Genomic DNA, 15292 nt, shown 5'->3' with positions numbered 1-15292 from the left:
GTTCGCTAATGATCGCTCAACCTCGGGCAAAAATAATAAATCAGAGAAAGTGAAGAAAGGAATTACCCATGGAACAGCAAGTAAAACAAGAACGTCTACAAGGTCGCTTAGGTCCAGAAATTAAAGAGTTTCGCCAAGAGCGCCGTACCCTTCAACTTGCAACGGTTGATGAAGAAGGTCGCCCGAACGTAAGTTACGCACCGTTCGTTCAGAACCAAGAAGGTTACTTTGTTCTAATTTCTGATATTGCTCGTCATGCTCGTAACTTGAAAGCGAACCCTCAAGTCTCTTTGATGATGATTGAAGACGAAGAGAGCTCGAAGCAGCTTTACGCACGTAAGCGTTTAACGTTTGATGCTCAAGCAAGTGTTATTGAGCGTGAAACAGAACTTTGGACTCAAGTTATTGGACAGATGCAAGAGCGTTTTGGTGAAATCATTGATGGTTTGAGCCAACTTCAAGACTTCTCTCTGTTCAACCTTAAAGCTGAGAACGGCCTGTTCGTTAAAGGCTTTGGTCAGGCATATCAAGTGTCAGGCGACGATCTGGTGGATTTCGTTCACCTACAAGAAGGCCACAAAAAAGTGTCTAACGAATAATTCGTTTAACCGATTTCTTCAGGAGCCCTCCAATGTGAGGGCTTTTTTATGTCTAAATCAAAGAGTTTGGTATATTGGCGTTTGATGACTATTTATGTGTAAGGATCGGTACGTGAAACCAGTAAGTCGAGATTGGGACGAGTTTTGTTATCCGTTTATCTATGAAGACAGTCCTATCTGTGATTTTGAGATTTTGTCGGATGAACTTTGTTGCCGAGTTGGATTGGTGTTGTCTTTAGAGCTAGAGCCTCAGGTTCGTGAGATCCTGCAACGCTTGCAGCCAAACATCTACCATTTGAATGGCTCTGTGCGCGGTAAGCTTGCCATCACCGAGTCTGAATTGGTCGAGCTCAAGCAAGACTATCATCGTATCCGTGAGCAGTTAGAAGGTGGTTTTAAAGGCTTTGTCTTACCCGGTGGACACCGAGTATCTAGTGAACTTCACTTGTGTCGTTGTCAGGCTAAGAAAGTTGTGCGAGCTTTGGTGAGTATTGAACATCATGAAAGCAAAAAGTCGCCAGACCCGATTCTTTTTAAATACGCCAACCTAGTCGCGAACACTCTCTATGCATTGGCCTCTTTTACCAATCATGTGAATGAAGTCGAGGAAGTGGAATTTGTGAGTAAGAGCTACTCTATGCCGAAAAAGTCTATGCCAGAAAACAAAGACTAACGGTTAGCTCTATTCTTATTAAGATTTGAAGAAAGAAGTGACTAAGAAGCTAAACCATTGAGCACTATGCTAGGTTTAGCTTCTAAACTGAGCCTAAGCAGCCGTAGAGGCGTAGCATAGCTTCGATTAATTCACCCGCATTGAACTTCTCAAGCGCTTCATGCGCCCCCACCTGATTGGCACGGTCAACACAGATCTCACTGGATAGTGAGGTATGCAAAATACAGTAAGCGTGACTTAAAGCGCTGTCGTTTTGCACTTCAAATGCAAGCTCATAACCATCTAATCCCGGCATCTCGATATCACTCACCAGAAGATCAATGGCATTGCCAGCGCTGGCTTGGCGTCGCATTAGGTCGATGGCATCTAAGCCGTTGTTACAAATGCTGTAAGGGATGTTGATGCTGTCTAAGGCATCAGATAACTGTTTACGCGCAATCAAGGAATCATCCACCAATAAGATATTCAACGCTTTGAGGCGTTCCCTTTCTACATCGGTCAGCATCGGGATGTGCGCATTCTCATAAGCTGGGTAGATCTTAGAAAGCAGCAGTTCCACGTCGAGCATTTGCACAATACGGTCTTCAAAACGTGTAATACCCGTAACAAACACATTGCGACCCACACTCGTAGGTGGAGATTCAATGCTCTTCCAGTCGCATTCAATGATTTTATCAATCGAACGAACCAAGAACGCCACAACTGTTCTCAAACAGTCAGTAACGATGAGTACACAATCTTGGTATTCAGCGGGTGTGATCGGACGGAAGCCAATCGCAGCGGACATATCAATCACTGGAACCGTAAGGTCGCGGATAGTCACTGTACCAATCACGTGATGATGGGAGTAGGGGATCTGAGTCATCGGCTGAAAAGGGACGATTTCTCTGACCTTAAGCGTGCCAATCGCAAAACTTTGAGTGAGGGATAACTTGAACATCAACATTCCCTGTGACTGACTCGCTTTACTGATCGGTTTGGCCATAAGTGGCTCCTACTTAATACGCGCTTAATTTATAAGGATTAATTTAAAGGGAAATGGAAGCCGCAGCAAGTCACGATGCGGTTTTTAATGGCCTTTAAGGCAGTTGTTTTCGGTTATAGAGTGAAGAATAGCGGTTCTTGGGTTAAAATCACGCTAAACGCTGGCTGTCGATGAATTTATGTCGATAAGCCGTTAGCGGCAAACAGATTTACAACGGTCAGTTCATTAGCGATATTCTAAGCAACCGTCGTAAGTAAACTGGCAGCAACAAACTGAGAATTATCATGGCAAGAACAGCAGCAGCGCTTCATATTTTGGTGAAGCATAAAGAACTAGCAGAAGACATCATGACGCAGCTTAAAAAGGGCGCTAAATTTCAAACGCTAGCGAAGAAACATTCAACCTGTCCATCTGGTAAAAAGGGTGGCGACCTAGGCGAGTTCAAAAAAGGTCAAATGGTGCCTCAGTTTGATAAGGTTTGTTTCTCTGGCGAGACGCTTGTACCACACCTTGTGAAAACAAAATTCGGTTGGCATGTGGTGAAAGTACTATACAGATTATAATGCACTCGTAATCTGAGAGGTTTATATGAAAGATAACAAAGGATTAGCTTATCTTTACATTCGGTTTAGTACTAAAAAACAAGAACAAGGCGATTCACTTCGGAGACAAATTGAAGTCGCAGAAAAGTGGTGTTCGGAGAATAATATTGAGCTATCCGCTCAAACTTATGAAGACCTCGGTGTCTCAGCTTTTAAAGAGGGTGGCAAGCGCCCTGCTCTAGAAGACTTGATCGCTGCTATACGAATGGGAAAAATTGTTCGTGGCAGCTATCTTCTTATTGAAGATCATGACCGTTTAAGTCGTCGAGGGTGGCGACATACTCAAGAATTAGTGCATCAGCTAGTACTTTCGGGTGTTCGTCTGGTCATGCTTAAAGATGGCAAGGTTTACGACTCTTCAAACATCGACAATATATTCGACAACATTATGTTGATGCTGTCGGCTGAGCGAGCACAAGAAGAATCTGAACGTAAGTCAAGATTGATTAAGGCGAGTCGAGAGAAGGCTCGGAGAGATAAGAAGGTTACAGGGAAGTTACCTGCATGGATATCAAGAGATGGTGACGGCTTCACTTTCAACGACAAGAAAGCGACGATTGAAGAGCTTATCAACTGCAAGCTAGCAGGCAAATCCCACCAATCAACCGCTAAACATCTAAACTCACTTAAAATGACTACTGGCAATGACTCTGCTTGGTCTGCTAGCGGTGTACGAGCAATTATTCAAAATCATGCTCTTTACGGTGCAAAAGCATACTTTGACACTGGCAAAGATGGTCGAATGAATAAAGAGCCGATTGAGATCGTTTCTGACATCTTTCCCGCTTTGATTAAGCATGAACAATATCAAGTACTAAACACAAGACAACAAGCTGGAAGAACTTCTAAGCGTGGGGCGTACTCAAGATTGCTAAAATGCGGTGCTTGTGGGGGAGCAATGACGACTCGCACGAGTAATTACAAAGGGAAACCTCGTGCTTACAAGATGTGTGTCAGAGCTACCGAAGGTAGTTGTAATCAAATTGAGCGTATCAGAGAGCCGGAAGTTTATCTAAATCAAGCTCTTCACTTCTTGAAGTATGAATCTAGTTCAACTCTGTATGTAAGTAGAACTTCAGAGTATCAACAACGACTTGAGACACTAAATGCTACAGTAGACTTGTTAACAAAAAACGGAAATGTAGAAGCATTGGCTCGTGTTTATGCTGATATCAAAGAAGTCTCGGACTTGATTGAGGAAAGTAAAGCTCAAGACCAGAATAACGTAGATGTAAAAGTGGACTTCAGTCTTATCTCAAACATTGAAGATGTTGAGCAACGTAATATTGAATTGAGAAAAGTTCTTCGTGAAATACGATTCTATTGTATTGAAAAGGTTGGTCAAACAAGTAAATGGAAAGTCGTGATTGAACAGATCAACGGCATCAAGAAGTATCTTGTCTTAGATCAGCAATACGGCTTTGGTAACACAGTCGTAGATTATGCTTCGTTATTAACTCAGGGTACAGAAGACAATCGAGAGCCGTGGGAAATTGAAGACTCTGAAGAATGTGAGTCATATAGTTACTAGAGTTAATCTAGTAAACAATAGGAGTTTATCATTGTCATTCAAAAAAAAGGCTAACATTAACATCTAATGCAGTCGCAAACGCAATCAACTCAAAATCACGTACTTGTCTAATTTCTAGCTCGACTTTTGAATAGGTCGAGCGACTCATATCAAAGCCGTTACTCTGCAAGCGGGCAATCATCATTTCTTGAGTAATTTTTTTGCTCTTTCTGACCTCACGGATCTTCGAGCCAGTCACATTTTGTTTCATTGTTAATTTGCTCTGGTTGTGGAGCAAAATAATCTCATTTAACATAGGTTAAAATGCTCTACTGATGGAGCATTTGATGATTATAGGAATGAGAATGAAAAAGAGACAAATGGTAAAAAGAAGTGGTATAGCAACATTGTTTACATCAGCGTTAGCAGTGATGGGCTGTCAATCGACGGGGCAGCAAGTAAAAGAGACTGAACAACAAAGCGTTATGACGAGAACGCAAGAGGTCGATATATCGCCAAACTACATTGAGCCGCTAAGTTTTAATTTTGTGATAAATGAGCCGATGCAGTTTGATCTAGCGCTTTCTGACATGGTGAATTGTGGCTTTTCTGGTAGCTCTCTTGATGGGAAGCGAGGGACACTCTACATCACGAAAGTTAGAAGTTATGCAAAGAACTTTAAGCCGCTTGATGAAGTACTTGGTTATGTGAGTAGCGATAGCGTTGATGTTTCGCAATGTACGGCAAATGTTGAGCGTACGAACATCTTTGGCAAAACGGTTGGCTTTACTGAGGGTTACGCTACTACAGTGATACCGAAATTCAAAGAGCTGGTGGCTTATCACAAAGATGAACAGCGACGAAATAAAGAACAGAAAAAGCTTGAATCTGAGAAGAAAGCAAGAGCGGATCAACTAGCGCAGTGGCACATACGGGAGCTATCAGATACAGCGCAAGGGATCGCAACAATCAAAGTCTGCATGGAAAAGGGAACGTTTTTCTTGCCGGGTGATAAGCGTACTCAAAAGGTGTTAAGAGAATCAGAAAGCTATGCTCGAAATGACATTAAATCAAAGGTCGATGGAAAGCACTACTGGGATCAGCAAGCATACGCTCAAGCTCATCAAAAGGGATTAAACAAAGCTCGCTATCTTTGGCAGCATGACTACTTAACTTTTTCAAATCAGTGCGCAGCAATGCGCAATACAGTCGATTCACTCACTAACAAGTAAATCAATTTAAAGGCGGTCATTAAATTGGATTTTTGATCGTCTTTTCAATCACTTCAACAAGTTCATGCACATTCATATATTGCGAAGCAAGGCAGGATTTCTGCGTACAAGGTGAGCGTTTTTTGCTTGCAAAAAAATGCTTGTCTTTAGACGCTTAGATCTTTAGTTGATTAGATTATTAGTCAATTCGATGATTAGTCAATTCGATGATTAGTAATTGAAAAATAATGTTTAACACACTCTATCTGGCGTTTAACATAATTGTATTGCAACGAAGGGGACAGCATGAAAACAACATTACTTGAAATCAACAATTACACATATGAACTTCCGAATACAACACACTTAAAAGCAAGTGACTTCAATTCTATATCGCATAGCTTTATCGAAAACACGAGTGATAAGCTCATCAAGAAATACGGCAATTTCGCTTCAGATTTAAACTTCTCACACGACAACACAGTACACAAAGTTAACGGGCGTAACATGCTCGGCGGTGTTGATACAAAGCTGACATGTATCATCAATTTTCATCGTAATTCTAAGTCACTTTCTAACTTGAAAGATGCGATCAATCGAATAGAGAACGACTATCAAAGACAAGCACAGCTAGACTGGTTTGAAGATACAAAGTCGCACTTTAAATCTCTGCTTACTGAGCGTATGACTAATCGCAAAAGGCCGTCGTTCTATACGGGTGCGTTGAAACATAAAAAGAGTCGTCGTTATGTTGCAAATGCAGCATTTTTAGTGATTGAGCAACACGATATACTACATTTATACGCTCGCATCGGTCAGACAGAATATGATTTTCAAATTGACTTTGAAGAAATCAAAGTGAAATCAGGCAAACAAATTCGATGTGATTACAGCGTCTATGACGCAACAACAATCGGCGAAGTTGATGAACTGCTTGATGACGATATCGTTGATTCGTCACGTGCGATGAACTCACGCTTCAAAGTAACATCGAATCTAGAAATAAAGTTCGAAGTTAACAAGCAGCACAGTGTTAGAGAGCATCATATTGAGCACGAGCTGCAAGCGATGCTTGATAGCTTAGACTTCGATGCAGACTTTCAATAACAACAATAAATCATCTCTTTTACGACTTCATTCGAGGTCGTTTTTTTGCTCTGAATACATCTATGACGCACTTTTTGACGAGATTCGCACGGTATAAATACTAGTGAATCAACAACTAACGGTGAAAAAATGAAAAGAGCAAATCGACACTATTTAAGCTTTCGCTTGAAAGAAATCACGGAAACGACTTGGCTTGAATTGCATCTGGGTAACAACGTTGTGATGCGTGAAGAGCTGACAAAGTGCGTTGATATTCAGCAACGGGAAATGATCGAACGCTTAGATCATATCGTCAATGAAGAGCAACGAAAATGTAAGTACAAGCTGCTTGATGACACGGTGCTGAAATGTAACGACTTAAAGAGATTTTTCGCATGATCATCAACGATATTAATCTCTCACACATTCAGCAAAACAGCCGTCATGAATACTACTTAAATGAAATATTGGAAGCGATTCACGTACAAAGAGAAGATGCATATCAAGCGGCATTTTTAGAATCTCAGCAACTGCATCACTGGTTATCACACGAGGAAGTCAATCGACTGACATCGGCATTTGATAAACAACAAGAAAAGCAAGCACTGCAAGAGCAACGGCAAAAAGAAGCACAAGAGCGGCATCGTAATAAATTGCTCTCTGTACAGTTTGGTGAACGCACGATGGCGCTTTTCACATTCGATCAAGCAATGAATCAAATGATGTCTGTTAGTGAGTTTAAAGCGTTTATCGAATCAATTCGGCACTTACTTGGCGTGTACGACTTAGAGCAGACTCAGGCGGTGTTGTATCAAATCGCTCTCAACAAAAGCAATCAAATCAAGGTATTCAATCATGTTTAACGAACTATATCACTCATTACTGGCATTGACAGATAAATCGTGTCACGCCACTAGAACAGTACGCAAACTGGCTGAAATCGAAGCTCAGCGGCGATTAAGCACAGAGCTTACAGCGCAAGAAATGGACGAGATAAGAGATTGCTTTACTCGATTTATCAACAATGACATTGAAGCATTGCATCAGCTTATCGCAGTAAAAGATCGTCTTGCTCAAGAGAACGAACAAGACATCAAAGCCGATATAGATTGGCTACTTAGAGGCAAGACGTTTAAGCAGTTCAATCATGAACTTAACAACAAACTGACTCGGCAAACGGTGCATGATGTTGCTAAGGGCGCATCAATCAGAAGTAAATCAGTCACGATTAAAGATTTTTTGAGGTAACAAAATGAGAACATTTGCAGAGCACAGCACATTAATAGACAGCGAGATTGAAGAAAGTCACTTTCTCACTAACGCAGTGACACAAGCGAAGAGCGAGTTAAAGCGTTGGTATCTCGATAAAGAAACGGAAGATAACAGGCTTCGGTTTGAGCACCGTATTATGATAGCGAAAGCAAGAGAGTACAACGCTCAGCGCATCAATACGCTCGCTTTTGAAATTGCTAATCTACAGACAAGCTTTGATGCTGATAGAGCCGCTCAAGTGGCTGCATTTAATGCGATCGATACACTGTTGCAGTTGAATCAAGAGTATGAAGACGATGCTATTACCGAAATGATGGATGTCGTTGAAGCGGTGTCTACACCGAAATTGCTTGTGGTGTTATTTCGTGATGAGCATTCGATTAACGGCAATATGCGGTTAATCAAAGGGATACGAGAAGCAAAGCTAACAGGTGACATTGATAACATTGTATCGGTATTACTGGCGGCTAAAGCGTTACGAGCAGTAAAACAAAAATAATAACGAAAAAATAACGGAAACAATATGAGTCAATTTAATTCAGAACGTGGCAGTGAAGCAGGAAAGCGCAGTAAACGGGGCAAAGCTGCAATCATTGATATTGAAACACTTGATGCTGATGAGCTACTAAAGCAAAGCTTGCTCGGTGAACATGGCGCAGTAATTCAGAAAAAAGTGTTACTGGCATACATTGAGAGTCATTTAAGGCAGCGAGAACGCATACACAAGCAAGTGATTGATGAACAGAATATGGTGAGCAGCAACTATCTTAAATGGCTTAATCGAAGTGAGTTAGAGTCGATCATGGAGCACGCCAATGCTGAAAGTAGTCAAGCAAACACAAGTCATTGAAATGGATTCATGGGAAGGCACGCCGCTTGATTTACTTCGGATGGTCGGCTCTCTTGATGAAGCATTAAGACAGCGCAAAGTTGATGAATCAGCTATGAATGCCATCAGACAAAAAGTGATGGCGGAAGAAAAGATAAGAGCGCAATCAAACAAAGAGTTATTGCTGTCTTCGTCAATCAAGCACAATATTCAAGAGAGCTAACATTGCTCTCTTTTTTTGTGTCTGCTGTGCGGTTGTTTGAGCATGCATACGTACATGTACGAAAGGTACAGGTTGAGGCATTCGTACGGTGGAGCCTAAGATGTTCGAAACTACAAACAACCGTACAGGGTAATAAAATGGCGTTAATCGGATATGCACGCGTTTCAACGAAAGATCAAAATTTAGAAGCACAACTTGAAGCACTAACAGCAGTTGGGTGTCAAAAAATATTCTACGGCAAACAAAGCGGAAAATCAGACGACAACAGAAAAAAGCTTGATGATTTGCTTGGTTATGTTCGTGAAGGGGACGTTGTTGTATTGACGAAACTTGACCGAATGGGACGCAGCTTGAATATTATTCTGGCAACAATTCAGCGACTACAAGAGCAAGGTGTGCAAGTAAAAACGCTTGACGGACAAGTTGATACAACGAGCGATAACGCTATGCAGAGAGCGATGACACAACTATTAGGTGTGTTTGCTGAGTTGGAGCATTCAATCATAGTTGATCGTCTTCAAAGTGGCAGAGAAAGAACAGGTAACAAAGGCGGTCGGAAGTCTGCTATTAACGAGACTCTACGCGAAGAAATAAAGCAAAAACTTGCAGATGGAACGTCGATTTCGTCTTTGGCAAGAGAATATTTGACTAGCAGAGCAACAATATATCGAATAAAGGCGTTGTTATCTCAGAGTGGTTAGAGTTTAAATAAGAGCTAAGTTAATCAATGCCTTGTGGCAAAACTAGCTTCTTGGTAGCATATGAACTTCAGTTGAGTGAGGTTTATGATGGAAGACTTTAGTATTGGCTCGATTTTATCGGGTATTGTTGCTTCAGTAATATTTAGTTTCTGTTCTTACATCTTTGTTAAGAAGCAGCTTAAAAAAAAGCAAAGTATCAACATCATAGATGCAGAAGTTCGTGGTAATGTTGAGCAAGATATTGATGACAATGATCTTCAAGCTGAATCAGCTCAATCGCTCAAACTTAAACGTAGTACGGTGTTGGGTAGTGTTAAGCAAACGAATAAAAAAAAACAGTAAATGATACAGATAATATTGAAGAAGCTTCAATTTATGAAAATTCGCAACAAGTAAGTTTAGTTAATTCTGAAGTAGAAAATATTTTTTTGTTTAACGGTAGAGATGAAAAATATTTTACTGAAAAATCAAGGGTTTCTTCAAAGCAAATAAAAGAAACCTCAAAATCTCTCTTAGATATATTCAAACCAAACGACATCCAATTAGAGCTACTTTCAGATAAAAATAGATTTGATGATGCTTATTCAAGTATCCAACCTATTAATCGTTTACTGTCTAAAAGTACTGAACAAGAAACTATAACTTTGGAAGCTAGGTGCTTGCCGTTCAACAACAATGAAATAGAACTGATTGTTGCAAATGGTGGTGCGGGTAAATCTTCTGTACTGTGGGCCTTAGGTAGTTATTTGTTACAAGAAACAGAATATATTCCAATATATATTGCAATTAGAGATTTTTCATCAATAGAAGAAGTTAATAATTTTGTTAAACAGTCATATGATGGTTGCAGTTTAAAAGAAATTTCTAAATTTGAAAATATTGTTTTTTTATTTGATGGTGTCAGTGAATTATCTGGTGGAATTAAACAAGATTCTGAGATAAGGAAGCTACTCAGCTTAGTTAATGAATCTAAAGTTGTTATGACATCAAGGCCGATAAATTTCATTAATGATGTGAATTATTGGAAACTCAATCTGTTAACTTCCGAGCAAGTGTCAGACTTTATGGGGTTATATGGGTTGCCTACAAACATTGACCTCTCCTTAGGTGAGTTGTTAAGCTACCCACTAATGCTCATACTTTATATTTCGTCAGATGAAAGCTTGAAAATAAAGGCAGAGCTCCTTCAAGAATACTTTTATCGAATAACATCTGATTTCAACTCTACTAGTGATTTGCTTTTTTCGCTATCAACTACTTCATTGGATTTTCAACTAAATTCAAAGAAAAATAGTTGGTCCTCTTTTGAATTGTCTTTTAAAAGTAATTTTCAAAAAAATACAAACGAAAAATTTACTTATACTATAAATAATCTTGGAATTTTCTGCAAACGAAATGGTGCTTTAGAGCCTATACATGATTTATATTGGGAGTGGTTGGTTGGTTGTGGTTTATTCTTCAAATGGAATGAAATTAAAAATGAATTTGTAAGAGACTTCAAACTTAGACATAGTGCATATGTTTCGTTAGGTAGTTCTCTTATTGATATTCCTGATGAAAACGAACTTATTGAAATAATTGATTATGACATTACTATTGCGTCAAATTTTATTCCGTTTGTAAAAAATAACCGAAGATATAATAAGTTCTTAAACAGGTTTGACTCTGTTGTTAATGATAATTTAAAATCTGAAGTTAATTCTGACATTTATAGAGCAATAGAAAGCGTGTATCTTTCTAAACGAAATGATAAATTTGATGATGTTCTAACTGCTACCAAAAAACTAATATCTCATCGATTTAATATACATGGTTTCTATAATGTAATTTCTATTGATTTTCTTTGGGCTAATCGAAGGTTGATAGAAGAAAGATTAAAGTTTAATGATGATATATTTATAATCATGAATGTAATCTGTAGCTCTGGTCAGTTACGTTGGGCAACCTGGATTGAAGAACTATATTTAAAAGGGCATGTTCAGTTTAATGAGGCTTTGAGAGTTTATTTTTCATGTTCAGATCAGTTACCGAAGTGGATATCAAATAATTTAACTTCTTTTTTGAGTGATCGTAATTTTTACTTCATCAGGAGTGCTGCGGATAGAGGGAGAAACAAAAAACTAGCATATTGGCTTTATAATAATTTTGAAAAAATCATTATTGAATTTGATAAGTATAGTGGTTTTTGGGATGTTACTAATGTATTGATTAAATGCGGTGATAGAAAACTATTTGAATTAATCGCATTAGATTTCTACAACATGTCTGAAAAAAATAAACAACATTTTACCTATGCTTTTGAAAAGATAGACAGTAAATGGATTTCTTCAATTAAATACGGTCTCTTAACTTCTGACGTTGAACGCTATATTAAGTCTAGATTATTTTGTATTCTTGTTAACGAATTTTCGGATGAAGAATTAGAATGTTGGGTAAATTCAGAAGATGTCGATTGTGCTGATTTAGGCTGGAAGGCATTGGCTGAAAGAAAGGGAATAACTTTGCTCTCTCGTATAGTAAGAAATATGCCAGAAAGCTTTGCAGGTTTGCATATGATTCCGACACTTCGAGCATTAACTCATATTGAAAATCTACCAGAATCCGTAGCTCCTGAGTTAATGAGTCGCATAGGGTCTCCGATGCAACCTATGGCTACTGAAAGCTTTATTCTTGCTATGGCTAATATTAAACCTCATGGAATTCTTAATGTTTTTCGAATGGTAAAAAATCAACCATATATCTTTGGTACTTATCATTTTGAGTGCTTTTTGAAAGAGTTTTTAAAGTGGTCGAAGTTATCAGGTATTAGAATTATGGCTGATTTTGATAATCAACAAATCAATATTATAGATTACTTTATTTACTTGCAGCTAATAAAAGAGAATAATGATGAAATAAATGAATGGATACGAATATCATTAGAATACTCTGAAAGTGATCTTGTAATGAAGGAAGTTTCAAATGTTTTTATTTGTCATCCAGATATAAAATTAAATAGAGTTAAAGCTCATCAATTTGATGAGGTACTATATAATGCTGTTATTGATAGATTTGGGATAGAAGGTGTGTACAAACTATATAAAGAAAATCTATCATTGATACCTTGTGATGATATTGTTAAAATTTTCAGAATCCTCTCTGAAAAAAGTAAAAGTGAATTTAATTCATTTATTTATGATTTATCGAGAAACCCAAGAGTTGAAAATAGATCATACTTTAATATATTGATTGAATCTTCATTGTTAAATAAATTAATCGATAATGATAATTTAAATTATTATTGTGAAATAATGTCAGTTCTTGAAGAGGAGAAAATTTTAGATATTTTAGCTCCTCATCAAGATACACCAATTGTGATTGATTTAATTAGATGTATGGAAAGTAAGTTAGGTAGACTTCTAATCACGGAATCCGCAAACAGACTCTCCTGAGTTGAAAAACACGTTTGATTTTGTGCGGTTCTACTTTGTTCAGAACAGTAACAAATAAAACGGCTTTACAAGTATCGGCTTTGTAGGTGTTTTCAGGGGCTTGAATTTAACGTTTCGAATTTAATTACTTAACAAGTTTACTAGCAGTTAATGAAGCAGCCTTACTAACGTTTTAAGCATCACTTTCAGTAAACTTTCAGAACGGTGTATTGCAATGAGTATGTTACTAAGGTGTTTTACAGGACATGATGGTTTAAAGTCTGCTTAGACATCGTAAGCTGAGAATCAGAGCTGTTAAACACAATTTTCACTGCTTAGCTTTAATAACTACATTGCAATGAATATGTTACTAAGGTTCTTTACAGAACTTAGTCATAAATATGTGTTAGATTGAATAAAAGGAGCGTATATACGCTCCTTTTTTGTCACTTTTTGGTGCATTTAAAAGCACAATGGTTGAGTGTTCATCCCAGACGTTATGCGATAATTGGCGCTACGCCCTTAACCATCCGCCGTGACTAATCGGTGGGAGGATGAGGGGTTTTAATGAGTAACTCATATAATAAATACCATTCTTAAGGAAATTTATGCAGCTTTGCCTTTTAGCCTTTGTATTTATCTAGAAAGCTGTAAACGAGTTTGGTAGGAGAACAACATGGAGAGTTCAGCTATGTTAAGCAACCCAGCGACAGATGTCATATTGCATGCCTTTGACTGGTGCTACGCTGACGTAATGAAGAACGCCCCACTGATCCAAGAGTTGGGTTATAAATCTGTTTTAGTATCACCGGCGATGAAATCGCTGCGCGGCCCTAAAGGTTGCGACCGAAATTCTGGCACCCAATGGTGGCAGCGCTATCAACCCCAAGATTATCGTGTGATCGATAATCAACTTGGTGACACGCAAGACTTCACTGCGATGGTGAACACGTTAAAGCAACACGGGCTTCGTACCTATGTAGACGTCGTGTTTAACCATATGGCCAACGAATCGGGTATCCGCGGTGATCTAACGTATCCCAATCAGCAAGACATGGCGTCTTATCAAAAAGATGCTGACTATTATGAATCCATACGTTTGTTTGGTGATCTTTCTGAGCCTTTATTCGATGAAAACGACTTCGTGGAAGCGTTTGGTATCAAGAACTGGAAAGACACGTGGGAAGTGCAAAACGGGCGTATTACCGGTGGCGCGAGCGATCCTGGTCTGCCAACGCTGCTAGATAACGATAATGTGGTGGCACAACAAAGAGCCTACCTAAAAGCACTGAAAGACATTGGTGTGAAAGGATTTCGTATTGACGCGGCAAAGCACATGACACTGGCACACCTACGCAAGGTGTGGACTGATGACATCTGCGAAGAAATGCACATCTTCGGTGAGATCATTACCGATGGCGGTGCGACAGAAGAAGAGTATGAGCTGTTCCTTGAGCCATATCTCAAACACACTCGCTTAGGGGCGTACGATTTCCCGTTGTTCAACACTATCTTCAAAGCATTTGAAGAACAGGGCAGCTTTAAGTCTTTGATTAACCCTTACTGTTTTGGTCAAGCTCTGTCGAATATGCGAGCCATCACGTTTGCGGTAACTCATGATATTCCAAACAACGAGGTGTTTTTGGAGCATGTGATGGATGAAGTGGATGAGCGATTGGCTCATGCTTTCATTCTTGGTCGAGACGGCGGTGTGCCGCTTGTTTACAGTGAACTGAGCACCAGCGGTATTCTGGACAAGAGCGGTCAGCCTCGTTGGCTCAACGACTGGCAAGCGCCTTACATGAAAAACATGATTCAATTCCATAACCATGTTCATGGCGAAGCGATGCGTGTGGTTGAAGCGAATGATGATTTGTTGGTGTTTGTCCGTGGTGATAAAGGCATTGTGGTGATTAACAAGTCGAAACGAAGCAAGACAGCCTCATTAAATTGGACTGGTGCAGTGACCGACTTGTTGTCTGGAGAAGTGTTTGACTGTGTTGGTAAGGAGTTAACCATCAAGGTTGAGCCTAACCAGTGCATGATGCTGACGACCAACTCGACCGAATCTGTTATGAGTTACGTCTAATCGTTTAGAAAGATAAGATTGAAAAGAAAGCCCCGCTACTGGCAATCAGTAAGCGGGGCTTTTTATTTGAAGCTGTTTATTAGTTACGCGGATTTCAGTCGC

At 39.2% G+C, this 15292-nt stretch carries 18 protein-coding genes; 16 read left to right on the top strand and 2 right to left on the bottom strand.

The features are described 5' to 3' along the window. The first annotated feature begins 68 nt into the window (after positions 1-68). Positions 69-599 carry a heme utilization protein HutZ gene (gene hutZ, locus AB4484_RS23780; RefSeq protein ID WP_019826823.1) on the top strand — a complete coding sequence of 177 codons (531 nt, stop codon included), beginning with the start codon at positions 69-71 and terminating at the stop codon, positions 597-599. Between the two features lie 112 nt (positions 600-711). Next, positions 712-1272 (top strand): ATP--cob(I)alamin adenosyltransferase, encoded by a 561-nt coding sequence (locus tag AB4484_RS23775; RefSeq protein WP_048610703.1) that lies wholly within the window; start codon positions 712-714, stop codon positions 1270-1272. Positions 1273-1354: 82 nt separating this feature from the next. On the opposite strand, the gene AB4484_RS23770 is transcribed toward AB4484_RS23775, so the two are convergent. Beyond that, on the bottom strand, positions 1355-2257 hold the full coding sequence (locus AB4484_RS23770) for a chemotaxis protein (RefSeq protein ID WP_372080657.1): 903 nt from the start codon (positions 2255-2257) through the stop codon (positions 1355-1357). Positions 2258-2538: 281 nt separating this feature from the next. On the opposite strand from AB4484_RS23770, the gene ppiC reads away from it, so the two are divergent. Both ppiC and AB4484_RS23760 read left to right on the top strand, forming a co-directional pair. Beyond that, positions 2539-2820: a peptidylprolyl isomerase PpiC gene (ppiC, locus tag AB4484_RS23765; RefSeq protein WP_277815073.1), complete on the top strand. Its 282-nt coding sequence runs from the start codon at positions 2539-2541 to the stop codon at positions 2818-2820. Positions 2821-2845: 25 nt separating this feature from the next. After that, positions 2846-4390, top strand: a complete 1545-nt coding sequence (locus tag AB4484_RS23760) for a recombinase family protein (RefSeq protein WP_372080655.1) — start codon at positions 2846-2848, stop codon at positions 4388-4390. A 34-nt stretch (positions 4391-4424) separates the two neighbouring features. On the opposite strand, the gene AB4484_RS23755 is transcribed toward AB4484_RS23760, so the two are convergent. Beyond that, positions 4425-4640, bottom strand: coding sequence for a helix-turn-helix domain-containing protein (locus AB4484_RS23755; RefSeq protein WP_102328413.1), 216 nt, complete (start codon positions 4638-4640; stop codon positions 4425-4427). Between the two features lie 94 nt (positions 4641-4734). On the opposite strand from AB4484_RS23755, the gene AB4484_RS23750 reads away from it, so the two are divergent. From AB4484_RS23750 to AB4484_RS23695, 12 genes are all read left to right on the top strand, one after another. Next, a complete protein-coding gene (locus tag AB4484_RS23750) occupies positions 4735-5601 on the top strand; it encodes a hypothetical protein (RefSeq protein WP_372080653.1) in 867 nt (288 codons plus the stop codon). Between the two features lie 285 nt (positions 5602-5886). Then, positions 5887-6687, top strand: coding sequence for a hypothetical protein (locus tag AB4484_RS23745; RefSeq protein WP_372080651.1), 801 nt, complete (start codon positions 5887-5889; stop codon positions 6685-6687). A gap of 129 nt (positions 6688-6816) precedes the next feature. Beyond that, positions 6817-7065, top strand: a complete 249-nt coding sequence (locus tag AB4484_RS23740) for a hypothetical protein (RefSeq protein WP_372080649.1) — start codon at positions 6817-6819, stop codon at positions 7063-7065. After that, positions 7062-7529 carry a hypothetical protein gene (locus AB4484_RS23735; RefSeq protein ID WP_372080647.1) on the top strand — a complete coding sequence of 156 codons (468 nt, stop codon included), beginning with the start codon at positions 7062-7064 and terminating at the stop codon, positions 7527-7529. The genes AB4484_RS23740 and AB4484_RS23735 overlap by 4 nt, the downstream gene beginning before the upstream one ends. Further along, positions 7522-7914, top strand: coding sequence for a hypothetical protein (locus AB4484_RS23730; RefSeq protein WP_372080645.1), 393 nt, complete (start codon positions 7522-7524; stop codon positions 7912-7914). The genes AB4484_RS23735 and AB4484_RS23730 overlap by 8 nt, the downstream gene beginning before the upstream one ends. A 4-nt stretch (positions 7915-7918) precedes the next feature. Next, positions 7919-8437 (top strand): hypothetical protein, encoded by a 519-nt coding sequence (locus AB4484_RS23725; RefSeq protein ID WP_372080643.1) that lies wholly within the window; start codon positions 7919-7921, stop codon positions 8435-8437. A gap of 24 nt (positions 8438-8461) precedes the next feature. Further along, positions 8462-8788, top strand: coding sequence for a hypothetical protein (locus AB4484_RS23720; RefSeq protein ID WP_372080641.1), 327 nt, complete (start codon positions 8462-8464; stop codon positions 8786-8788). Next, positions 8754-8990: a hypothetical protein gene (locus AB4484_RS23715; protein ID WP_372080639.1), complete on the top strand. Its 237-nt coding sequence runs from the start codon at positions 8754-8756 to the stop codon at positions 8988-8990. Before AB4484_RS23720 ends, AB4484_RS23715 begins: the two co-directional genes overlap by 35 nt. A 137-nt stretch (positions 8991-9127) precedes the next feature. Next, the gene (locus AB4484_RS23710) at positions 9128-9691 is read left to right on the top strand and encodes a recombinase family protein (protein ID WP_372080638.1); all 564 of its coding nucleotides are present in this window, start codon (positions 9128-9130) and stop codon (positions 9689-9691) included. An 84-nt stretch (positions 9692-9775) separates the two neighbouring features. After that, complete coding sequence (locus AB4484_RS23705) at positions 9776-10033, top strand: hypothetical protein (protein WP_372080636.1); 258 nt, start codon at positions 9776-9778, stop codon at positions 10031-10033. A gap of 86 nt (positions 10034-10119) precedes the next feature. Beyond that, entirely contained in the window at positions 10120-13122 is a 3003-nt protein-coding gene (locus tag AB4484_RS23700; RefSeq protein WP_372080634.1) for a hypothetical protein, read from the top strand. Positions 13123-13777: 655 nt separating this feature from the next. After that, positions 13778-15190, top strand: coding sequence for an alpha-amylase family glycosyl hydrolase (locus AB4484_RS23695; RefSeq protein WP_372080632.1), 1413 nt, complete (start codon positions 13778-13780; stop codon positions 15188-15190). Positions 15191-15292 lie beyond the last annotated feature (102 nt).

The organism is Vibrio sp. 10N.261.46.A3 (assembly GCF_041472995.1).
GTDB classification, from domain to species: domain Bacteria; phylum Pseudomonadota; class Gammaproteobacteria; order Enterobacterales; family Vibrionaceae; genus Vibrio; species Vibrio coralliirubri.
The sequence above is the reverse complement of the archived record's forward strand: the minus strand, read 5'-3'. Positions and strand labels throughout refer to the sequence as shown.